This is a genomic window from Moheibacter sediminis, from assembly GCF_900176425.1.
GTDB classification, from domain to species: domain Bacteria; phylum Bacteroidota; class Bacteroidia; order Flavobacteriales; family Weeksellaceae; genus Moheibacter; species Moheibacter sediminis.
On the sequence record NZ_FWXS01000002.1, the window covers coordinates 156,548 to 180,086 of the forward strand.

The following is a 23,539-nucleotide window of genomic DNA, read 5'->3' on the forward strand; positions in this document are numbered from 1 at the left end:
GCGGAGAAAGTTGTTGAATTGACTTCCTCCACTTTGTAATTAATCTTTTCATCTTTTTTCAATCCAGTTTAAAATGTATTCCGAAATTTCTTCCCAACCCTTTTCACCACAAAGAAAATGACTTTTTCCTTCAAACATTTTATAATCGACGATGCTGTTTTTGTCTGAATATTTATTCGCAATTTTCTGGGTTAAATCGGGCGGAAAAATTGCATCTTTTTCTCCTGCGATGAACAATAACGGCTGATGGGGTTTTTTGAAATCAACATTTGAAAATGATTTCAGCAAAGTGTCTTGTCCGATTTTTCTGCTTTCCGGAACTGCGATTTCATCAAAGGCTTTTTGAATTTCATTTTCAGGCAAAGTATTGAAAAAAGCTCTTCTGTACCAATCCAAACTTCCCATGTAAGCAGATTTTTTGAAAATATTGACTGCCGGCCAAACGATTTTTACTGTTGAAAGTGGCGCCATTACATTTTTTGGAGGTGCGCCATCGATGCTGATTCCTGCAACGGCTTTATCCATTTCAATTAATTTCTGAACGACTAATCCTGCCATTGAATGTCCAATGACAATTGGTTTTTCAGGCAAGGTATCAATTAATTTTACGATGTTCATTACCACATCTTCAAATCCGGTTTGGGTAAGTTGCGGATGAATGTTTTTTCTCAGTTCAGCAGGATTTCCTTTGTGTCCCGGATTGGCAGGCGCATGAACTTTGTAACCTTTTGATTCAAAATAATTTTTCCATTCTGACCAGCTCTTGTTGTTCACAAACATTCCATGAATGAGAACAATTGTTTTTGATTTTTCCATTGTTTTATAATTTTAATTATGAAGCAAATTTCAAACAATGGAACGAGGATAATTTTAACCCAAGTTAAAATCGTATCATTTACCCGAAATTCTTTTTCTGATTCGACTGAGGGAAGGTCCCTGAATCCCTAAATAAGAAGAAATATGGTACAGCGGAACAGAATTGAAAATCTCTGGATGTTGTTTAATTAAATCTAAATATCGTTCTTCGGGCGATTTGAACATGAAACCTTCGATTCTTCCCATCGTTACATTGAATGCTTCCTGAGCGAGTAGTCTGCCAAAAGTTTCCCATTCATGAGATTCTTTGTAAAGCTTCATCAAATCCTGAATGTGAATGTAAATCACTCTCGCATCAGTCACAGCCTGCGTATGGTAATCGCATGGAATTTGATTGATAAAACTTTTAAAAGTCACGACAAATCCATTTGATGAATAAAGGAAAACATTTTTTTCTTCGCCTGATTTTTCATCAATTATATACGAACGAAACACGCCCTGCATTACAAAACCTAGGTGTTTACAAACTGTTTGATGTTGGTTGTAATATTCCCCTTTTTTGTAATCTTTGAATTGCCAGAACGATTGCGAACGTCGGAATTCGGTTTCTGACAAACCTGAAAAATGAGAAAGTGCAGCGAAAAGATGAGAGGATTCGGACATGTCAGCTTTAGAAATTTTGAATAAATATATTAAATTTCTTCATTCAAAGCTTTTTTGTAAATAGCTAATGCTCTTTCTCTTGCAAAGGTATGTTCAACAATGGGTGGATTTGAATCTGATTCAAAATCAGGATTCCATTTTTTGATGTATTTCAGCTCTTTATCAAATTTCAACGTTTGTGCAGTTGGATTGAAAATCCTGAAATAAGGAGCCGCGTCGCAACCGCTCCCTGCCGCCCATTGCCAATTTCCGTTGTTTGCAGAAAGGTCGTAATCATTTAATTTCTGAGCAAAATAAGCTTCGCCCCAACGCCAATCAATCAACAGGTGTTTACAGAGAAAACTCGCAGTGATCATCCTCACACGATTGTGCATAAATCCGATTGTATTCAATTCGCGCATTCCCGCATCTACAATCGGATAACCAGTTTTTCCTTCACACCATTTCTGAAATTCTGATTCATTATTCCGCCATTCAATTAAATCATATTTGGCTTTGAAACTTTGGGTAACGACTTTTGGGAAATGATATAAAATTTGCATGAAAAACTCTCTCCAAATCAATTCATTTAACCAGGTTTCATTATGTTTTATTGCAAAATTTATACATTTTCGAACCGAAACCGTTCCAAATCTAAGCGCAATTCCCAAATGTGTTGTATGATTCATTGCAGGGAAATCTCGGTACTTATCGTAATTATCGATAATTTTAGAATTGAGATTTGGAGTTTCAAATTCAATGTTAGTAGGTTTAAATCCAATTTCTTCTAAAGTATGAATTTCAGTATTTTGAATACTTAAGAAATTCTGAAAATCTATTTCAAAAGAAGCATAATTTTCTGGTTTTAAAAGGGTTTTCCATTTCTTGGAATAGGGCGTATAAACCGTATAAGGTGTTTTATCAGCTTTTACAATTTCAGATTTCTCAAAAATGACTTGGTCTTTGAAATCTAAAAATTCAATTTCTTTTGCTTGTAGAAATTCTTGGATGGAACTGTCTCTTTTGATGGCTTGTGGTTCATAGTCCCGATTACAATAAACGGATTCAATTTGATATTTTTCATTTAATTCTTTAAAAATATCAATCGGTTTCCCATTAAAGGTTTTCAATCCGGAATTGTATTTTTTTAACTCCTTATTAATCTCGTTTAATGCTTGATGAATGTAATCTACACGACGGTCAGAGTTATCTTCCAATTGATTAAGAATATCACTATCGAAAATGAAAATAGGCAAAACCGGATTTTCTGATAAAAGTGCATGAGAAAGCCCTGTATTGTCATCCAAACGCAAATCCCGTCTGAACCAAAACACGGAGATTTTCTTGTTCATAATAGAAACAAATTTAATTAACGAAGTCTATTTATACGAATAATTTTGAGTAGTTGACTTTTAATATTCAATATGTGACTTTATTTTAGATGATTAAATTTTGGTTTAAAAAATATCAAGAAAATGATTCATCTTAAAATTTTTAAAATAAATTTAATTAATTTTAGATTAAAATAATTTGAAACAACTATAACAACTCTTAGTCGGAAGAAGTTCCGACCAAGAATATTATAAGTCAATGATTTTTATAAATTATTCTCCTGGAAATCGGTCGTATATTTTCTTATATAAATCTTTGTATCTCTCCAGAATTACTTTTCGTTTCAATTTCAAAGTAGGAGTGAGCTGTCCGCCGTCAATCGTCCATTCTTCGGGTGTCAATTCAAACTTCTTGATTTGTTCCCAATGTCCTAAAGATTTGTTGTGTTTTTCAATTTCATCCTGAAATAATTTTAAAACTTTTTCATTTTGTATGATTTCAGATTTTGAATCAGAAAGATTAATTCCTTCACTTTGCGCCCAAGCTTTTAAATTTTCAAAATTTGGCTGAATCAAAGCGGCAGGCATTTTTTCACCTTCACCAACGACCATTATTTGTTCGATGAATCGTGATTGTTTCACATCATTTTCAATCATCTGCGGCGCAATGTATTTTCCACCCGATGTTTTGAACATTTCTTTTTTTCTGTCTGTAATTTTCAAATTGCCATTGATCATTTCTCCAATGTCTCCGGTTTTGAAATAACCGTCGGCAGTCATTACTTCAGCCGTCATTTCAGGCTTGTTGTAATAACCCAGCATCACATTTGGACCTTTTACCAAAATTTCTCCGTCTTCGGCCAATTTGATTTCGACGCCGTCAATTGGTTTTCCAACTTGACCAATTCCGAAACCTTCTTTGTTCATTCCATTTACAGAAATTACCGGAGAAGTTTCCGTCAATCCATAACCTTCCAAAATCGGAATTCCAGCTCCCCAGAACATCCTGTTTAATTTCGGAGAAAGTGCAGCACTTCCCGAAACCATACAAGTCAGATTTCCTCCAACACCTTCGCGCCATTTTTTGAAGACGATGGCATCTGCGATTTTATGTTTGATTGTCCATACAAATCCATGGTTTCCATAAGGTTCGTAATCTCTTACCAAATCCAAAGCCCACATGAAAATTTTGGTTTTAATTCCCCCTGCTGAAGCACCTTTGTCGTAAATTTTAGCATAGACTTTTTCTACCAAACGCGGAACCACTGTCATCACATCCGGATGAACTTCTTTGAGGTTATCGCCAATGGTTTCCATGCTTTCTGCATAATAAATTCCGATCCCATTGTACATGTACAAGTAAATCAGCATTCGTTCAAATATGTGGCACAATGGTAAAAAACTCAAAGCTTTGGGTTGTTCAGAAGGAAATTTCGGAACTCGCGGATTGCTCGACAAAACGTTTGAAACGATATTTCTATGGCTCAGCATTACTCCTTTAGGATTTCCGGTTGTGCCTGAAGTATAGATAATTGTAACTAAATCGTCAGCTTTTACCTGTTTCTTTACAGCATCCACTTCATGTTGATTGGCTTCATCTGTGCCCATGTCCAGAATTTCAAGCCAGTTGGGTGCGCCTTCAACTTTATCAAAAGTATAAACTGAAACCAGTGAAGGAACATTTTCTTTGATGGATGAAATTTTTTCGAACAAATCAGAATCAGAAACAAAAGCCAGTTTGATTTCAGAATCATTGAAAATATATTGAAAATCTTTCGGTGCAATGGTCGGATAAACAGGAACGCTGATGCATCCAATTTGCTGTAAACCAATGTCAATTACATTCCATTCAGTACGATTGGTTGTAGAAGCTATGGCAATTTTATCTCCATGTTTGATTCCCAATTTGAGCAATCCTCTGCTGATCATATTGGCTTTGCTGGCAAATTCTATGGTAGAAGTTGGTTGCCATTCGCCATTTTTTTTCATCACGATGCTGTCTTCGCGAGGACTGTTTTTCAGCTGGTATTCTAAAAAATCAAAAAGTCTTGATATGTCCATAAATAGATTTATAAAGCCACAAATTACTAATATTTTATGAAAAATTCAATTTTAATTCAACCTGAATGCTTTATTCTTCTTCGTAAGTATCCATTTCTTTGTCAAAAAATGTATAAGCTTCTTCTAACAAAGTTGCCAATTCAGCTTCAACATCTGTTTCAGAATCTTCTTCAATTTCGTCATAGATTTCAATTTCTTCGGTTTCTATATCCAATAAAAATCTTGGGAAATCTGTGTGTAAAATGTATATTTTTTCGGGGAATTCAGAATTGTCTGCGATTAAAAATTTAGGAGTTTCCATGTAATAATTTTTTTGTTTGTTTATGATAACGTAAAAGTAACAATATTGCTGAGATAGTCAAACCAAATCCCAAACCAATCCACATACCGAATGCGCGCATTTCAAAATAAATCGCAAGTGTTACTCCTAAAGGAATTGCGATGAGCCAATAAGAGATAAATGTGATGATAGAGGGGATTTTCACATCCTGCATTCCTCTCAAAGCACCCAAAACCACTAACTGAATTCCATCAGAAAGCTGGAAAAATGCTGCGACAATCAGTAATTTAGCTGCCAAAATAATTACAGCTTGGTTATTTAAATAAAATGTTGGCAAATCAAATCTGAAAATAATCATCAAAATTCCACAAAACATCATGAAAACAGTTACCATGAAAATTGCGGACCAGCCAGCTTCACGCAATGTCTTGAAATCTTTTAGTCCTAATTGATTTCCGACACGAACTGTTGCGGCAACACCCAACCCCATGCACATCATGAATGTTGTGGACGCCAGACTAATGGCAATCTGGTGTGCGGCAAGATTGGTTTTGGCAATTTGCTGTTCAGCCAATTCTTGTGAAAACGCATATCCGCAAACAAATGCTGCTCCGGCAAATGCACTGATTTCAAAAAAGGAAGTCAATGCAGTCGGAACGCCCATACTAATGATTTTTTTGAAAATATTTTTGTTGAAATTTTTAAATGAAACTTCTTTTAAATAGTTTTTAGTTTTCTTAAATAACATCAATGAAATGACCAAACTGATAAGCATTGCAATTCTGGCACAGAAAGTTCCCCAGCCTGCACCTTCCACTTCCAATCTTGGGAATCCCCAATGACCGTAAATCCAACCATAATTCAAAACGATGTTGACAATGTTTCCAATGATTGTCGCAAATGTTACCGGAATTGTGAGGGAAAGTCCTTCGGAAAATTGTCTGAAAGATTGGAAGATCATAATCGGAATCATTGACCAAGCCATGATTGATAAAAAAGGAATTGCCTTGTCAATCACATCCGGCGGTTGTCCCATGTAGTGAAGCAGGGGAGTGGAGCACTCCAAAAGAATCAATAAAATCACTGCTAAGAGCATGTTGAGCACCATTCCGTGAGAGAAAATCCGGGTAACGCGTCCTCTGTTCAATTTTGCATCAGCCGCCGCAATCAACGGAGACATTGCAAAGCTGAATCCAAATGCTACAACCAGTGCAGTTACAAAAACTGCGTTTCCCAACGAAACTGCGCCGAGTGCAACTTTTCCAATATTCTCGTCTTTTATGTGGTCAAAATGACCGCCCAAACCACCGACCATGAAATTATCGACCAAGTTGACCATTATTTGTCCGGCTTGGGTGATCATAACGGGAACGGCAAGGGTTAGGTTTTTTCTGAGGTGTTCTTTATAAGTCACGGTATTGCATTGATTTTATAAAAACAAAAAAATCCTCCAAAAACTTGAAGGATTTCGTTTTTGATATGTTTGATTCTTTATTCTACGACTCCTTTGATACGGAAAATTTTACGACCTTCTGTTACAGCATTTGAACTCAAAGTCACGGTTTTGTTGAATGCACCTGCTTTTGATGTAGTTGTGTATTCTACAGTCATATCAGCTGATTTTCCCGGAGCAATCGGCTCTTTCGGGTATTTTGGAACTGTACACCCGCAAGATGCTTTGGCTTCAGAAATGATCAATGGTTTGTCACCTGTATTTTTAACTTTAACAGTTGCAATGGCTTTTCCACCCAATTTTACATTTCCTAAATCAACAGTTGATTCGCTTAGTTCAATTTCCTGAGCTGATAAGAATCCAAGTCCTACAAAAGCAAAGGCACCTATAAAAAGTAATTTTTTCATCTTGATTAAAAAATTTTATTAAACAAATTTATAAATAAAATCTATATAAAGTAGATTCTAATATTAAATTTGCAAATCATTACAAAAAATATACCAATTCAAAAATGGAATTACAAACGAAATACAATCCAAAAGACGTAGAAAACAAGTGGTATTCTTATTGGATGCAGAATGATTATTTCACTTCGAAACCCAACGATAAAAAAGCATACACAATTGTAATTCCACCGCCCAACGTCACTGGTGTTCTGCACATGGGGCATATGTTGAACAATACGATTCAGGACGTTTTGATTCGTCGCGCACGTATGCAGGGATTTAATGCTTGCTGGGTTCCCGGGACTGACCATGCTTCGATTGCGACAGAAGCGAAAGTAGTTGCGAAACTGAAAGAAGAAGGAATTTCGAAGTTTGAGATCGGAAGAGAAAAATTCCTCGAACACGCTTGGGAATGGACGCACAAACACGGCGGAATCATTTTGGAACAATTGAAAACTTTGGGCTGCTCATGTGATTGGTCGCGTACTAAATTCACGATGGATGCAAACCTATCGGAATCGGTAATCAAAGTTTTTGTCGATTTGTACAACAAAGGTTTGGTTTACCGCGGTTACCGAATGGTCAATTGGGATCCGGAAGCGAAAACAAATATTTCCGATGAGGAAGTTATTTATAAAGAAAAACAAGGGAAATTATTTTTCTTAAAATATAAAATTGAGGGAACTGAAGAATTTATTGTCGTGGCAACGACGCGTCCTGAAACGATTTTCGGAGATACGGCAGTTTGCATCAATCCAAATGATGAACGTTATTTTCATTTGAAAGGAAAAAGAGTAATTGTGCCGATTGCAGGTCGTTCAGTTCCGATTATCGAAGATGAATATGTGGACATTGAATTTGGTACAGGTTGTTTGAAAGTTACACCAGCTCATGACATCAATGATTACGAATTGGGTAAAAAACACGATTTGGAAATCATCGATTCCATTAATGATGATGCGACTTTGAACCAGAATGCTTACCATTATGAAGGAATGGACCGATTCAAAGTTCGTAAAGAAATTGAATTGGAACTGTTGGAAAAAGGTTTACTTGAAAAAGTAGAAAATTACAATAATAAAGTCGGAACTTCGGAAAGAACCGGAGCAGTTATCGAACCCAAACTTTCTGTTCAGTGGTTTTTGAAAATGAAAGAATTGGCACAGCCCGCTTTGGACAATGTGATGAACGACACAATTCAATTTCATCCTTCAAAATTTAAAAACACCTATAAGCATTGGATGGAAAATGTCCATGATTGGAACATTTCGCGTCAATTGTGGTGGGGACACCAGATCCCTGCATTTTACTATGGCGACGGACAGGAAGATTTTGTAGTAGCTTTGAACAAACAAGAAGCGCTCGAAATCATTGCCAGAGAAAGAAATTTGGTTTTGGGTGAAGAAGATTTGAGACAAGACGAGGATGCTTTGGATACTTGGTTTTCGTCATGGTTGTGGCCGATTTCTGTTTTTAATGGAATCAATGAGCCCGATAACGAAGAAATCAATTATTATTATCCTACACAGGCATTGGTTACCGCACCGGAAATTATGTTTTTCTGGGTGGCAAGAATGGTCATCGCGGGATATGAATACAGAAATGAATATCCGTTCAAAAACGTTTATTATACCGGAATTGTTCGTGATAAATTGGGACGAAAAATGTCCAAATCTTTGGGAAATTCTCCCGATCCGATTGAGTTGATGCAACAATATGGTGCCGATGGTGTTCGTGTGGGAATGTTGCTTTCTTCGCCAGCCGGAAACGATTTGCCGTTTGATGAGGATTTGTGTTTGCAAGGAAGAAATTTTGCCAATAAAATCTGGAATGCATTCCGATTGATCAAAGGTTGGGAAGTTGATGAATCTTTGGAAACGCCTGAAGCTTCTAAGTTTGCTACGGATTGGTTTGATGCAAAATTCAATTCATCTTTGGAAGAAATCGAATCGAATTATGAAAAATTCAGAATTTCAGATTCATTGATGGGTGTTTATAAATTGATTTGGGATGATTTTTGTGCGTGGTATTTGGAAGCAATCAAACCTGAATTTGGAAAGCCAATCGATAGAAAAACCTATGATTTGACAATTGAGAATTTGGAAAAATGTTTGAAAGTTTTGCATCCGTTCATGCCATTTTTATCGGAAGAAATCTGGCAACTGATTGAAGAAAGAACGCCGGAAAATGCGATAATCATTTCTGAGTATCCAAAAGCTGAGAATTATTCGGAAGAAATTCTGAAAGAATTTGATTTCACAGCTGAAACGGTTTCCGGAATCCGTGCTATCAGAAATGAAAAGGGAATTTCTCCAAAAGAAAATTTGGAATTATTTGCAGTTGAAGCTTCTCAAAATGAATTCAATCAAAATTTGGTTGAAAAATTAGGAAATACGACAATTCAATTCTCAAATCAATTTCCGGACAAAGGATTTACTTTCAGAGTCGGAACTTTTGAATTTTTAATTCCTGTAGGAGAAAACATCGATTTGGAAGCGGAACGTGAAAAACTAGAAAAAGAAAAAGAATATTTACAAGGATTTTTGAAATCGGTTCGCGGAAAATTAAGCAATGAAAAATTTGTTTCGGGCGCTCCTCAACAAGTTGTAGATGCCGAAAAAAAGAAAGAAGCAGATGCTTTGGAGAAAATCGCTCAGATCGAAGAGCAGTTGAAGAGTTTTTAAGATATTTCATCCATAAATTTAAACCTCCGAATCTTTAAACTTTGGAGGTTTTTTATTTAATTTTAAAAATGATTTCAGAAGAAGAAAAATTAAATCTTATTAAAAAAATTGAAGAGCAAATCGGACTTCAATTCCTTAATGAATCCATTTCCGGAAATCTTTGTTTAATAAATAACAATCAAGAATTAAGAAATGAATTCAAACAATCCTTCACAGAAATGGATTTTAGAAATTTTCTCAAATCTTTTCAAAATAAAAATGTTGAATTTCCCGGAGATGCTTTAACCTTTTGGAAGTTAGTTGAAAAAGGGAAGTAATTTTAGTGAAATATCTTTATTTTTTGAATAAAATCTGCTTTTAAATCCCATTTAATCGATGAAATACAAAACTCATTTAAATCGTTTTTTGTATTTTTACGCTCCTCTGAAAAAAAATCTATGTTAGGAATTTTAATTTCAGTCTTTATTTTTGGATTTCTGATTCTCTTTTCGGGGAATTACATCCACACTAAATATTACAAATTCACAGCGCTTTTTCCGTTGTTATTATTTGTTTATTTTTCATATTTTTTATACCCTATTCATTGGGAGCAGGAAATCATTATTTCATACAAATGGATTCCGTCCTTGGGCGTTAATTTTGATTTTAAAATCGATGGATTATCGTTGTTATTTGCTTTGCTGATAACGGGAATCGGAAGTTTGATTTATTTTTACGCATCTTATTACCTTAAAAAATATCCCTATCTCAGTCGCTTTTATTGCTACTTGACACTCTTTATGGGTGCGATGTTGGGATTGGTTTTGTCCGACAATCTCATTACGATTTTTATGTTTTGGGAACTAACGAGTATCACTTCATTTTTCCTGATTGGATTTAACAATGAAGATGAAAGCTCACGTAAGAGCGCGTTGACTGCATTGGGTGTTACGGGATTGGGAGGATTTTTATTGTTGAGCGGATTTCTAATTATTGCAAATATTACCGGAACTTTTTCAATCAATGAATTATTAAATTCATCAGAATTAATCCAAAATCATTCTTGGTTTCCGTTGATTCTGGTTTTCATATTTGCGGGAGCATTTACCAAATCCGCACAATTTCCGTTTCATTTCTGGCTGCCGGGAGCGATGCAGGCACCTACACCGGTTTCGGCTTATCTGCATTCAGCAACGATGGTAAAAGCAGGAATTTATATTTTGGCGCGATTGACTCCTGTTTTGAGCGATGGATTTATTTGGAATTATACATTGATGATTGTCGGTGGAATGACCATGTTTTTCGGCGCTTTTCACAGTATTTTCAGATCTGACATGAAATCTGTGTTGGCGTATTCAACTATTTCTGCATTGGGGATTATCGTATTTTTATTGGGATTAGGAAACGAATATGCGTTGTATGCCGCTATGACTTTCATTTTGGTGCATGCACTTTACAAAGCAACTTTATTTTTGGTGACGGGAATCGTTGACCATACTTTGCATACAAGAGATTTGAGTCAAGTTTATGGATTGGGAAAAATAATGCCTGTCGTGGCGATTGCTTCTGCGGTAGCGGCTTTGTCAAGTGCCGGAATTCCGTTAACTTTTGGATTTATAAGTAAAGATTTGATTTATGAATCGACTTTACATTTTCCGAAATGGGGAATGTATTTAACGATTTTTGCAGTTGCGACCAATGTTTTGCTTGCTTGTTCAGGATTTATAGTTGGAATAAAACCATTTCTAGGCAAAAGAGCCGAAACCGAAACTGAAATCAAAAAACCTAAAATTTATTTATGGCTTCCTGTAGTAATTCTGAGTACGCTGACTTTATTGTTTGGTATATTTCCATTTATTGCTGACAAAGGAATTCTCACGTTTGCATTTCAATCTGTAAATGCCAAGCCCTCGGGATTGTATTTGAAAATCTGGCATGGATTCAACTTTGTTTTATTGTTAAGCGGAATCACAATTGTTTTAGGATTAATTCTTTTCCTGTTTAATAAATATTTCAGAAAAGCAGAAAACTCAATTGAAAAATTTAACAAAGTCTCACCACAAAATATCGTAGAATTTTTAGGAGATAAATTCAGAATATTTGCATTTATCTATACAAGATTTCTGCACAACGGTTATTTACGTAACTACATCATTATGATGATTTTATTCATTACATTATTGGTGGGGTACCGACTTTTTACGACGACACCCATCCGAATCAATACTGATGATTTGACGGGATTGAGAATGTATGAAATAACCATTTTTGTTATCATCGTCGTTTCTATTTATTTCACTTTGAGAACGACTTCAAGACTGACAGCGATTGCTGGAATGGGAGTTATAGGATACGGAATCTGTTTGATTTTTGTGTTTTACGGCGCACCCGATTTGGCTATGACGCAGTTTACGATTGATACGCTGACCGTAGTTTTATTTGTATTGGTTTTGTTCAAATTACCTTCTTTCCTGACATTCAGAAGCAGAAAAATACAATTAAGAGATGCTTCTATTTCGATTGGGTTTGGAGCATTAATTATGATAATTACACTCCAGGCGTTGATTTCTCCTGCGGATATGGAAGTGAGTAATTTTTACGCTGAAAATGCCTACAAACTGGCAAAAGGTAAAAATGTGGTAAACGTAATTCTGGTAGATTTTAGAGGATTTGATACGTTGATAGAAACGATAGTTTTGTCGATTGCGGCATTAGGAGTTTATGGATTATTAAAATACAGAGGAATCAATGAAGAAGCAGACTAAACCCAATAAATTAAATTCCAAAGCGGATTTAATAGTCATCAAAACGGCAACAAACTATCTGATACCGTTGTTGTTGATGTTTTCCATATTTGTTTTGTTGAGAGGACATTACCTTTCCGGTGGAGGATTTGTAGGCGGATTGATTGCTTCGATTGCATTTGTATTACATTCATTCGCGCATACAACAAAAGAAACTTTGGCAATGTTTAGATTTTCTCCTAAAACATTGATTCCGATTGGTTTGTCATTGTCATTGTTAAGTGGATTGTTATCCATTTTTTTCGGAAAATCATTTATGACAGGACTTTGGTTGGATGAACCCATTGCGGTAATTGGTTCTGTAGGAACGGCTTTGTTTTTTGATGTAGGAGTCTACCTCGTGGTAATTGGCGTTGCGTTGACTATTTTATTTACAATTAAAGAAAACGTCTGATTTGGTATGGAGTTAATTTTAGTTTTATTGGTCGGAATTCTATATTCAGCAGGAATTTACCTGATGTTGAGAAGAAGCATGGTCAAATTACTCATCGGATTGCTACTGCTGGGTAACGGAGCAAATATTCTTATATTCTTGACCGGGGGACTTACAAAAGGAAAACCACCGATTATAGAGGCAAACCAAAAAACTTTTATAGATGCGTATGCTGATCCTGTTCCACAAGCTTTGATTTTGACGGCGATTGTAATCAGTTTTGCATTGACTGCATTCGCGATTATTCTGCTTAAAAAAGTATATGAAACAACCGGTTCCGATGATTTGGACTCGCTAAACATACAGGATTTAGATATATGATGACTAATTTTATACTTGCACCCATTTTTATCCACATGATTACGGCAATCCTGTTGCTGTTCTTTTGGCAGAAAGTGAAAGCGCAAAAAATAATCAGTATCATTGGAAATATAGTTGCATTTGCAGCAAGCATTATGCTGTTCTCGGCAGCTCAGGATAATTTTTTAATCGTCAATGCCGGCGGATGGGAAGCTCCATTTGGGATTACATTTGTGGCTGATTCATTGAGTGTGATCATGGTTTTGCTCACCTCCCTTGTGAGTTTGACCGTTGGGATTTATTCTACTGTAGCATTAAATATCAGCCGGATTAAATTTGGGTATTTCTTTATATTTCATTTCCTGATAATGGGATTGATGGGTGTATTTCTGACCGGAGATATATTCAATTTATACGTTTGGTTTGAAGTCGTAATTATTTCATCTTTTGTATTGTTAACCCTTGGGGGAAAGAAAATGCAGATGGAAGGTGCGGTTAAGTACGTGACGATGAACATGCTCGCTTCTGTGATATTTCTAACTGCAATCGGGATTTTATATGGGATAACCGGAACACTTAATATGGCCGATCTAGCTGTAAAAATTACAAAAGTTGAAAACAAAGGTTTGGTATCAGTAACTGCATTGTTATTCTTTGCCGGATTTGGAATTAAATCTGCTGTATTTCCACTTTACTTTTGGTTGCCATCCTCTTACCATACGCCACCTTCAGCGATTGCTGCAATTTTCGGAGGATTGCTAACCAAGATGGGAATTTATGCGATGATTCGCGTATTTACTTTGATATTCAGACCAGATGAATTTATATTGAATGTTTTCATTGTCATCGCAATTATGACCATGATTACCGGTGCATTGGGAACTATAAATAAACGAAGTATCAGAAGGATGATGTCGTATCTGATTGTTTGTCACATCGGATATTTGATTGCGGGAATGGGAATTTATACGGAACTGGCATTTGTTGGATTAATTTTTTATTTAATTCATGACATGATTGTGAAAAGTAATTTACTCATGATTACAGGTGTGATTCAAAAAATCAGAGAAACGATAGATATGCAGCGTTTGGGAGGATTGTACAAAGATTATCCTAAATTATCATTACTCATTGCGATTGTTTTGTTTTCATTGGTAGGAATCCCGCCGTTGTCAGGATTTTGGCCAAAGATTTATTTGTTTAGCGAAGCTTTTAAAGCAGGAGAGTACGTATTGTTGGGAACTATTATTTTTGCAAGTTTCATCACACTTTTTGTAGTGGCTAGAATGTGGTCTGAAGTTTTCTGGAAAGAATCTCCAAAACCTTTGACCGATGAAATTGATCAATTTTCAAAACTTAATTTTATGAGCAAGTTTGCGCTGATATTTCCGATTACTATTTTGACTTTTGTATCTTTATACATTGGGTTTGGAGCAGAAACCATTATCAATCTGGCAAGTAAAACAGCAACTGAACTCATGAATCCGTCGATGTACATAGACGCAGTTTTAAACGGAAATATTTCAAAATGATAAAGCATCTTTTACTAAATATATTGTTGTCATTGGTTTGGGTAGCCCTCACGGGACACTTGAATTATACCAATTTTCTATTTGGCTTTGCTTTAGGATTTTTCATTCTTTGGATTTTGACCCGATTTGGAAGCAGTGAAGACAAACAATATTTCTACCGTGTACCCAAAATACTTTTGTTCATCTTGTTCTTTTTTTATGATATGATAAAAGCAAACATCGATGTGACAAGAGAAATTCTGCGTCCCAAGTTTAAAATGTCTCCCGGAATCGTGGCGTTTGAACACAGGCTTAAAACCGATTTTGAAATTACCATGCTTGTAAATGTAATTGCACTTACACCAGGAACGATGGTTTTGAAAATCAGTGATGACAGAAAATATATATTTATCCATAGTTTATACCTGAAAGACAAAGAAAAATTTATAGAACGATTGAGAAACGGATTGGAATCCAAACTCATAGAAATTATAAGATAATATGACAGTTCAAGAGTACCTTCTTTATGTGGTGATACCCATTTTGTGTCTGGCTTTGATAATCATTTTTGTAAGGTTCATCAAAGGTCCGCACGTTGTGGATAGGGTTGTTGCGCTTGATTTGATCATCACTTCCGGAGTAGGATTGATTGGAGTTTTCTGTATTCTTTATGAGAATTCCTCATTCCTGGATACCGCGACTATCTTGGCGCTGATTGCGTTTTTGAGTACAATTGCATTTGCTTATTATTTAGACAAAGGAAACAGAACCGACAAAAATGAATGATTTACTGATTAAAATATTATGCACTTTAGGCGCCTTCTTTATACTGATTGCGGCGTTGGGGATTTACAGAATGCCAGATTTTTACACGAGATTATCGGTAACTGTAAAAGCCGGAACCATCGGAGTTGGGTGTATTTTGGCAGCAACAGCCATTTATTTTTTTGATTTTTCGGTAACAACCAAAGTGTTTGCGATTGTGTTCTTTATATTCATTACATCTCCTGTTGCAGCTTATATGATTTCACGTACAGCTTATGTAAGCGGTGTAAAGCTTTGGGATAAATCTGTCATCAACGAACTTAAAGATTCCAAACAGTTGGAACAGCCGGAGAACCCTGAGTTGATGGATTAGGTTTTTATTTTAGATAATTAATCCTTTGTATAAACAATTTCCCAATGGTGACCATCCAAATCCATGATAGTAATTGAATCACCCCATTCTTCATTCAATTCCTTCACCCGTTTTGCTCCAAATTTTTCAGCCTTTGAAACCACTTGTTCCATTTCCTTTTTTGAAGCCACACTATTGCTTAGAATAAATCCTGAAGAACCTTTGAAATCATTTACTTGTTTGGCAAAATCTTCCTTCTGAGAAAGCACTAGATAGAAATCATCCTCCATTTCAAACAAACAAAGATTCTCATTTTTGTCAGAAATAGAAAGTTGGAAAGCATTTTTATAAAAAGCAATTGATTTCTCCAGATTCTCTGCTGCCAAAGTGATAAAATTAATTTTTGGTCTCATATTTTTTGTGATTAATTTTCTAAATTTTAGGTTTAAAAAAAGCGTCTGAATTAATTCAGACGCTTCAATAAATTTATATTTTTAATTATTTCTTGATTACCTTTTTAGTAATAGTTCCCTCATCAGATTTGATGTAAACCATATAAATCCCGGAAGGAATTGATTTGAAATCAATGCTTTGAGTATTGTTCAATGATTTATATTCATTTTGGTAAACAACCTGTCCCATCGGATTAAAAACTCTCACAGTCGCATTTGTCAATTTATCAGTAATTTGGAAATTCAAATTATCAATGACAGGATTTGGATATACATTAACTGATTGATTTAGATTAACTTCATTAGTAGCCATTTCAGAATTTACACCTGTAACAACCAATGCATAATTTTGTTGACCATCAGTTAAACTGCCTTTGTGAGAAATTGTTATTGTATATTGTTGTCCTGCTACAGGATTTTCAATGTAAACCTGTTCTATATTGTCTACAACATTATCACCTTGAGTTGCTGCGGCGGCAGGATTTTCAACATCTAATTTCCAAGGGAAATAAGTAGTTCCTCCATTGCTCACTCTCAAATCCAGATCATTTACCAACTTAGGTGTTCTGTCATTCAAAACAACCTGTCCGCTAGGTGTTCCCGCAGGGTCGTTCCAAGTAATGCTTACTTTCAATGGTTCCTCTCCTGAAGCCGTAACAGTTAGTGTTTCTGTTGCATTATTGGACAGTAAATTGTTTGCTGTGTAAGAATTTTGGTTGGTGTTTAAAAAGGTTTCTGCAGCTGATAGTGCATTAATCAATCCCCATCCATAGACATAATCGGGTCCTAAATTTGAACCGGACTCATTTGCTGTGTGGGTTAATAGTCCTTTCATCATATCTGATCTCAAATATTCAGCTCCATCTGATTTTTCCTTTGCAATTTGCTGAAGTAGAACCCCAACTCCGGCTGCAGCAGGAGAAGAAAAAGAAGTTCCCGCCCATGAAGTATAAGAGATGTCAGATGTGTTATTTGGTGCAGCTACTCCGCTTCCAATTGCTGTAACATCGGGTTTGATTCTACCATCATCTGTAGGTCCACTGCTTGAAAACCATGTTGTTACAACATCAGATGGGTCTTCGTAACGATTATTTCCACCGATTGGATTGATAGCTCCAACAATAATTATATTTTTAGAATTAGATCCTGCATAAGATAAACAATCAAATCCATTTGTAGCAACACAGTCGTTAGGACGTACGGTCCCATCTTCAATCATAACCCAACCACCAGTTTCATTGAAAGCATAATGATTAACTGGACCTGACGGCCCTTCACTTCTATTATTTCCTGAAGATTTGAATATTGTATGTTGCGGAGCATTGTAAGCAATATTATCATATGTAGCATCGGTAGGATGATAAAAACCAAACAAGGCAGATTCTGTTTCAGAAAGATGAGGGTAACCATACCAATACCAAACTCCACTCGGGTTCTGGTACCAACCTGTTAGAGATCCGTAAGAGTGATTTGAAACCATATAATCAGCATTGGCTTCTAAATTAGATTGTGCAACCATTTCACTTGTTGTACTACCGTTGGTGAAATTTAGAGATTTTAAATTTGCTTCATATGCAATTCCTTTTGCTGCAGCAGTAATTCCCTCTGAAATAATTACACCGGCAACGCCAGTCGCATGGTCAGAAACTGAGCCTGCTTCAACTATAGTTACACGATCTCCAAATTCTCTGTGTGTAGTTCTCACAGCACCACCATCCCAGATATAAACCATCATCCCATTTCCGGTAACTGCAACACCCGGAATCGTATTATTATATAGATAATCAACATCCATAGAGTTTATTTGCGATTGGCTATCGGAAGCCAAATAAACAGGAATTCCATTATAAAATCCACTAAAATTTACACCTGGACCAAAATCATGTTCTGAAAGATTATTTCTCTCGAAAGTTTTCGCTTCATCATAAATAGCTTGTTCTTCGGTTGCTATTTTATCAAGTTCTTGCTTATTGATTTTTTGTTGTGCGTTAACTAAAATCCCCAGCATAAATATAGGAATGAGTAATTGTTTTTTCATTTTCGCTTTGAATTAAACTTTATTGATTTCAAATATAGAAACTTTCGCTGTAAAATGTCCGTAGTTAATAGTTAATCTTTTTCCTTTTATTTCCTCGATGGTTCCCACACTTTGGCTGTCTTTTAGCTTAACACGGTCACCGATTTTTAGATTTTCGATGGATTGTTTGATTTCTTTTTCTTTGTTTTCTTCAATTTGAAGCTGCTTTTCTTTTATGGATTCTGTATTATGTTTGAGTTCTTTCTGAATTTCTTTTTGAATTATTTTTTCTTTCTTTTTTTCTATTGAATTAATCGGAGTTTTTTTAGAATTCTCCATTTCAACCCATTTCAAAAACTGGCTTACAAGTACTTTTTTATTTTTTGATTTCAAATAAGAATCAGCCAGTTCATTCATCTTTCTGCCAACCTGAAGTGTCTTCAGTTCATTGTCATAAACTTGTTGGAAATCAACCAGTTTCTGTTGGATTTTTTCTTGTGTAAATTCTAATTCTTTGGTTTGTTCTTCGGATGAAATTTTCAATTCGTCCACTTCATTTTTGGTCTTCTGAATGTGGAATTTTTCCTGTTGTAATTTCAAAATCGTTTTGTCTAAACGGACTTTGTCTTGTTCCACTTTCTTTTTAGCACGGTTAATTAATCGGAAAGGAATTTTATTTTTCTCCGCAACTTCAAACGTAAATGAACTTCCGGATTGCCCAACTTCCAATTGATACAAAGGGGTCAACGTCTTTTCGTCAAACAACATACAAGCATTTATGGCTTCGGGTAATTCTTCGGCAACCAATTTGATGTTGGTGTAGTGCGTCGTAAAAATTCCGTAGGCATTTCTTTCATAAAACTCTTCAAAGAAGACTTCTGCCAAAGCTCCACCCAATTCCGGATCTGAACCCGTTCCAAATTCATCCACCAAAAGCAAACTATTTTCATCTACATTTCTGATGAAATAAGACATTTGTTTCAATCGGTAACTGTATGTACTTAATTGATTTTCAATAGATTGATTATCTCCAATATCAGTAAATATTTTATCAAAAAATCCGATTTTAGATTTTTCATGTACCGGAATCAAAATTCCGCTTTGAATCATTAATTGATTTAAACCGATGGTTTTCAGTGTAATACTTTTTCCACCTGCATTAGGACCTGAAATGATGATAATTCTTTGGTTTTTATCTAATTTGAGCGTTTGCGGAAACGTTTTGATTTTCTTTTGTTGGTGCGATAAATAGAGGAGAGGATGGTAAGCATTAATCAATTCCAAACCTTTTTCAGAAGTGATTTCAGGAAGGCAAGCCTTAGTAAGCAATGAAAATTCTGCTTTGGCTTGGGTGAAATCCATGTATTCCAAAAGCTCTTCATATTCTTCCAGCAAAGGTTTGTAAACCGCAATTTTTATGGTTAAATCTTTCAGGATTTTGATAATTTCCTTTTTTTCTTCTTCTTTTAATTCATCTAATTCTCGCTGTGGTTTTTGAACACTTTCCGGTTCTATAAAGGAAATAGAGCCAGTTTTTGACGTTCCTAAAAATCGTCCTTTTACACGTTTTCGCATTGCAGAGTTTACAGCCAAAACTCTTCTATCATCAAATACAGATTCTCTGATATCGTCCAAAAATGCCAGATTTGCAGTCATCGATTTGTTGAACAATTCGGTGATTTTCCCGCCTAATAATTTTGATTTTTTACGGATGGAATGCAATTCTGGACTTGCATCGTCTTTTATTTCACCATGTTTATTGAAAACCGAATCAATTTCAGTTACAATTGTTTTTTCAAAAATTACTTCTGAAACGATTTTTTGCAATTTAGGAAAATACTCTTCAAATTGAAGGATGAATTTTGTAATTTCCTTTATCTGTAAAGCATTTGATTTAATTTTAAAAAATTCTTCAACGCTCAGATAGTAATTTTCAATTTCCAGTCGCGGCAAGAAATCTTTCATGTAATAAAATTCAGAAAACGGAATTTTATTTTCACTTTCTATACTTGTCAAATATTCATTTGTCGTTTTTAAATCGATAATCAATTGCTCCTTATTTTCATAAGGTTTCAAATTTAAAATCAATTCAGAAGTGCGTTCATTGAAAGCAAATTGAGCTATATTTTCAAGAATTTTAGGAAATTCAAGGTCATGTAAAGTTTGTTCTGATACCTGCATTGGTACAAAATTAAGCTATATTTGACAAATTCAAATTGAATTTATGGATGTTAAGATTGAATCTTCTTGGAAAGAAGCTTTGAAAGATGAATTTGAAAAGCCTTATTTCAAACGATTGGTTGAATTTGTGAAGTCAGAATACCAAACGCAAACGGTTTATCCGCCTGGAAAAAGGATTTTTTCTGCTTTTGATTTTACACCTTTTGATGAAGTGAAAGTGGCCATTATTGGACAAGATCCTTATCACGGAGCGAATCAAGCAAACGGTTTGAGTTTTTCTGTTACAGATGGAGTGCGTCATCCACCAAGTTTGCAAAATATTTTTAAAGAGTTAAATTCAGATTTAGGAATTCCAATTCCACAAAGCGGAAATTTAGAAAGATGGGCAAAACAAGGTGTTTTGATGCTCAATGCAACTCTGACAGTTAGAGCTTCACAAGCGGGCTCGCACCAAAATAAAGGTTGGGAATTTTTCACAGATGCCGTTATTCAAAAACTTTCAGACGAAAAAGAAAAATTGGTTTTTATTCTTTGGGGTGCTTATGCTCAAAAAAAAGGAAATATCATTGATGAGTCGAAACATTTTATCATCAAATCAGCTCACCCTTCTCCGTTCTCAGCTTATAATGGTTTTTTAGGAAGCAAACCTTTTTCTAAAACCAATGAATATTTACTTCAAAATAATTCAGGAAAAATTAATTGGTAAAAACCTGACAATTGTCTTTTTTATACAGAAAAATGTCGTAAATTCGTTTCAAAGACAAATGATATGGATATCGTAAAAGAAGCAGTAGTGGAGTACCGACGCACCGGAACAATCGCCAACCGTAACCGTTCCGTACTGATGCAGTGGGTGAGAGGAGGCATTGATTTTGACATGTTTCAAGACATGGTTTCAAAATTTCCTTTTACTTCGGAAGAGTGGTCACAGTTTTTACATCTCTCAGAACGTACAATCCAGCGTTATAAAAAAGAAGAAAAAAACTTTGATTCGCTGCAGTCTGAGAAAATTCTTCAGATTAGTTTACTTTATCAACGTGGTGTTGAAATTTTCGGCGACAAAAACAATTTTAATTCTTGGTTGTCTGCCAACAATATAGCACTCGGCAACGTCAAGCCTAAAGAATTACTCGACAATGCATTTGGGATTGCTTTATTAGAAGAGGAATTGATGCGCATCGAACACGGTGTCTTGGCATGATAGTTTACCGATTGAGCAGGGCGAAATATTCTCATGATTTATCTGGAAAAGGAGCAGAATTAGCGGGAGGTCGTTGGAACAGTAAAGGGACGGCTCTGGTTTATGCCGGACAAACGATTGCGCTTTGTATGACGGAAGTTGCGGTGCACATCCCGTTTGGAATCATTCCTGTGGATTATGAATTAATTACCATAGAAATTCCTGAAAATGAAATCACCGATCTCAAAAAATCTCAGTTACCTGAAGATTGGAAATCGCTTCCCAATTCTTATTCCACCCAAACTTTTGGAGATGAATTTGTGAAGAACGCTAAACATTTAATCCTGAAAGTTCCTTCTGCGGTGGTTCAGGGTGAATTTAATTATTTGATTAATCCACTTCATCCTAAAATTAAAAAAGTTAAGATTAAGAAAACGGAATCCTTTTCTTTTGACCAAAGACTATTCGTGCGATAGTTTTAAAATTAGTATTTTTGAGCTCACAATAAAAACAAACAAATGAAATCATTTATCACATACGATTCCCAGTCAGATTTTTCCATTCATAACATTCCATTCGGCGTAGCTATTTTACAGGACGATTCTGTCGTTTGTGTAACACGGGTAGGAGATACGGTAATTGATTTGGCATACTTGTATGAAAAAGGATATTTTGACCAATTTGAATTAGAAGAAAATCTTTTCGAAGCTTTTGGATTAAATGAATTCATCTCTTTAGGCAAAGAAATTACCGTTCCTTTTCGTGAATACCTTCAGCAATTGTTCTTAGAAGATTCTGAATTATCCAAAGACGAAGAAACCCAAACAGAAGCATTTCATTTTATAGATACTGTATTTATGCAGTTGCCTGTGCACATTCCTAATTATACAGATTTTTATAGCAGTATCGAACACGCAACCAATGTAGGGAAGATGTTCCGTGATCCTGAAAATGCTTTGCTTCCCAACTGGCGACACATTCCGGTGGGTTACCACGGACGCGCTTCGTCAATTGTCGTTTCCGGTACGCCGATTCACCGACCATCGGGACAATCCAAACCCAAAGATTCCGACGTTCCCGTTTTCGGACCGTCACAACGATTAGATTTTGAGCTAGAAGTAGCTTTTATTACTAATGCTTATACCGAATTGGGCGAAACCATTTCCACTGCAGACGCGGAAGACAACATCTTCGGACTTGTACTTTTCAATGATTGGAGTGCACGCGACATCCAACAATGGGAATACGTACCTCTCGGACCCTTCTTGGCAAAGAATTTCGGTTCGTCCATTTCCCCTTGGATTGTGACTTTAGAAGCACTGGCACCTTTCCGCACAGCAGGTCCAAAACAAGAACCTGAAGTTTTCCCATATCTGCAATTCGAAGGGAATAAAAACATCGATCTCAAACTTCAAACCACCCTCAAACCTGAGTCAGGAGTAGAAAACGTAATTTGCAATAGCAATTTCAAATACATGTATTGGAACATGAGCCAGCAACTCGCGCATCACACCATCAACGGTTGCAACATCGAAGTCGGCGACATGTACGCAAGTGGAACTATTAGCGGGCACACCGAAGATTCATTCGGTTCTATGCTCGAACTTACCTGGGGCGGGACCAAACCACTGACACTTTCAGATGGGACAGAACGTAAATTCATCAACGACAACGACACTGTCATCATGCGCGGCTGGTGCGAAAACGGTGAAATTCGTGTTGGATTTGGCGAAGTAGAAGGCAAAATTCTCCCCGCAAAAGCATAAATTCATACACAAAATTAAAAATTATTTGGGCACCCCGCCTGCGGAAAAAGCAGGGCGGGCTGTTCAGGTCTATACTTCGCTTCGGT

Annotated in this window: 23 protein-coding genes; 13 read left to right on the forward strand and 10 right to left on the reverse strand. The window is 35.8% G+C overall.

The genetic code is table 11. The annotated features are described in order from the left end of the window. Window positions 1–48 precede the first annotated feature (48 nt). The 7 genes from B8977_RS03655 to B8977_RS03685 form a co-directional block, all read right to left on the reverse strand. A complete protein-coding gene (locus B8977_RS03655) occupies window positions 49–816 on the reverse strand; it encodes an alpha/beta hydrolase (RefSeq protein ID WP_084016278.1) in 768 nt (255 codons plus the stop codon). A 75-nt stretch (window positions 817–891) separates the two neighbouring features. Further along, window positions 892–1,479 carry a Crp/Fnr family transcriptional regulator gene (locus tag B8977_RS03660; RefSeq protein WP_084016280.1) on the reverse strand — a complete coding sequence of 196 codons (588 nt, stop codon included), beginning with the start codon at window positions 1,477–1,479 and terminating at the stop codon, window positions 892–894. A gap of 29 nt (window positions 1,480–1,508) precedes the next feature. After that, window positions 1,509–2,810 carry a cryptochrome/photolyase family protein gene (locus B8977_RS03665; protein ID WP_084016282.1) on the reverse strand — a complete coding sequence of 434 codons (1,302 nt, stop codon included), beginning with the start codon at window positions 2,808–2,810 and terminating at the stop codon, window positions 1,509–1,511. Window positions 2,811–3,062: 252 nt separating this feature from the next. Further along, window positions 3,063–4,850, reverse strand: coding sequence for an AMP-dependent synthetase/ligase (locus tag B8977_RS03670; protein ID WP_084016284.1), 1,788 nt, complete (start codon window positions 4,848–4,850; stop codon window positions 3,063–3,065). 70 nt (window positions 4,851–4,920) lie between these two features. After that, complete coding sequence (locus B8977_RS03675) at window positions 4,921–5,151, reverse strand: hypothetical protein (protein WP_084016286.1); 231 nt, start codon at window positions 5,149–5,151, stop codon at window positions 4,921–4,923. Beyond that, window positions 5,138–6,544, reverse strand: a complete 1,407-nt coding sequence (locus B8977_RS03680) for an MATE family efflux transporter (protein WP_185116595.1) — start codon at window positions 6,542–6,544, stop codon at window positions 5,138–5,140. Before B8977_RS03680 ends, B8977_RS03675 begins: the two co-directional genes overlap by 14 nt. A gap of 77 nt (window positions 6,545–6,621) precedes the next feature. Further along, on the reverse strand, window positions 6,622–6,990 hold the full coding sequence (locus tag B8977_RS03685) for a DUF1573 domain-containing protein (protein ID WP_084016288.1): 369 nt from the start codon (window positions 6,988–6,990) through the stop codon (window positions 6,622–6,624). 104 nt (window positions 6,991–7,094) lie between these two features. Between B8977_RS03685 and B8977_RS03690 the strand changes: the two genes are divergently transcribed. The 9 genes from B8977_RS03690 to mnhG all read left to right on the forward strand — a co-directional run bounded on the left by B8977_RS03690 (window position 7,095) and on the right by mnhG (window position 15,878). Then, entirely contained in the window at window positions 7,095–9,713 is a 2,619-nt protein-coding gene (locus B8977_RS03690; protein WP_084016290.1) for a valine--tRNA ligase, read from the forward strand. Window positions 9,714–9,781: 68 nt separating this feature from the next. Beyond that, window positions 9,782–10,030, forward strand: a complete 249-nt coding sequence (locus B8977_RS03695; protein ID WP_084016292.1) for a hypothetical protein — start codon at window positions 9,782–9,784, stop codon at window positions 10,028–10,030. 120 nt (window positions 10,031–10,150) lie between these two features. Further along, on the forward strand, window positions 10,151–12,457 hold the full coding sequence (locus B8977_RS03700) for a putative monovalent cation/H+ antiporter subunit A (protein WP_084016294.1): 2,307 nt from the start codon (window positions 10,151–10,153) through the stop codon (window positions 12,455–12,457). Beyond that, window positions 12,441–12,890, forward strand: coding sequence for a Na+/H+ antiporter subunit B (locus tag B8977_RS03705; RefSeq protein ID WP_084016296.1), 450 nt, complete (start codon window positions 12,441–12,443; stop codon window positions 12,888–12,890). The genes B8977_RS03700 and B8977_RS03705 overlap by 17 nt, the downstream gene beginning before the upstream one ends. A 6-nt stretch (window positions 12,891–12,896) precedes the next feature. After that, a complete protein-coding gene (locus tag B8977_RS03710) occupies window positions 12,897–13,250 on the forward strand; it encodes a Na+/H+ antiporter subunit C (protein WP_084016298.1) in 354 nt (117 codons plus the stop codon). Then, window positions 13,247–14,761, forward strand: a complete 1,515-nt coding sequence (locus tag B8977_RS03715) for a proton-conducting transporter transmembrane domain-containing protein (protein WP_084016300.1) — start codon at window positions 13,247–13,249, stop codon at window positions 14,759–14,761. The genes B8977_RS03710 and B8977_RS03715 overlap by 4 nt, the downstream gene beginning before the upstream one ends. Beyond that, complete coding sequence (locus tag B8977_RS03720) at window positions 14,758–15,240, forward strand: Na+/H+ antiporter subunit E (protein ID WP_084016302.1); 483 nt, start codon at window positions 14,758–14,760, stop codon at window positions 15,238–15,240. The genes B8977_RS03715 and B8977_RS03720 overlap by 4 nt, the downstream gene beginning before the upstream one ends. 1 nt (window position 15,241) lies before the next feature. Then, window positions 15,242–15,526, forward strand: coding sequence for a cation:proton antiporter (locus B8977_RS03725; RefSeq protein WP_084016303.1), 285 nt, complete (start codon window positions 15,242–15,244; stop codon window positions 15,524–15,526). Further along, a complete protein-coding gene (gene mnhG, locus B8977_RS03730) occupies window positions 15,519–15,878 on the forward strand; it encodes a monovalent cation/H(+) antiporter subunit G (RefSeq protein ID WP_084016305.1) in 360 nt (119 codons plus the stop codon). Before B8977_RS03725 ends, mnhG begins: the two co-directional genes overlap by 8 nt. A gap of 17 nt (window positions 15,879–15,895) precedes the next feature. On the opposite strand, the gene B8977_RS03735 is transcribed toward mnhG, so the two are convergent. The 3 genes from B8977_RS03735 to B8977_RS03745 form a co-directional block, all read right to left on the reverse strand. After that, window positions 15,896–16,270, reverse strand: a complete 375-nt coding sequence (locus B8977_RS03735; protein ID WP_084016307.1) for a VOC family protein — start codon at window positions 16,268–16,270, stop codon at window positions 15,896–15,898. Window positions 16,271–16,355: 85 nt separating this feature from the next. Next, a complete protein-coding gene (locus tag B8977_RS03740; protein WP_084016309.1) occupies window positions 16,356–18,347 on the reverse strand; it encodes a S8 family peptidase in 1,992 nt (663 codons plus the stop codon). Window positions 18,348–18,359: 12 nt separating this feature from the next. After that, complete coding sequence (locus B8977_RS03745; protein ID WP_084016311.1) at window positions 18,360–20,507, reverse strand: endonuclease MutS2; 2,148 nt, start codon at window positions 20,505–20,507, stop codon at window positions 18,360–18,362. A gap of 43 nt (window positions 20,508–20,550) precedes the next feature. Between B8977_RS03745 and B8977_RS03750 the strand changes: the two genes are divergently transcribed. From B8977_RS03750 to fahA, 4 genes are all read left to right on the forward strand, one after another. After that, complete coding sequence (locus B8977_RS03750; RefSeq protein WP_084016313.1) at window positions 20,551–21,213, forward strand: uracil-DNA glycosylase; 663 nt, start codon at window positions 20,551–20,553, stop codon at window positions 21,211–21,213. A gap of 63 nt (window positions 21,214–21,276) precedes the next feature. Next, window positions 21,277–21,708, forward strand: a complete 432-nt coding sequence (parS, locus tag B8977_RS03755) for a type II RES/Xre toxin-antitoxin system antitoxin (RefSeq protein ID WP_084016315.1) — start codon at window positions 21,277–21,279, stop codon at window positions 21,706–21,708. Further along, complete coding sequence (locus tag B8977_RS03760) at window positions 21,705–22,163, forward strand: RES family NAD+ phosphorylase (RefSeq protein ID WP_084016317.1); 459 nt, start codon at window positions 21,705–21,707, stop codon at window positions 22,161–22,163. Before parS ends, B8977_RS03760 begins: the two co-directional genes overlap by 4 nt. A gap of 42 nt (window positions 22,164–22,205) precedes the next feature. Further along, window positions 22,206–23,453 (forward strand): fumarylacetoacetase, encoded by a 1,248-nt coding sequence (gene fahA, locus B8977_RS03765; RefSeq protein WP_084016319.1) that lies wholly within the window; start codon window positions 22,206–22,208, stop codon window positions 23,451–23,453. Window positions 23,454–23,539 lie beyond the last annotated feature (86 nt).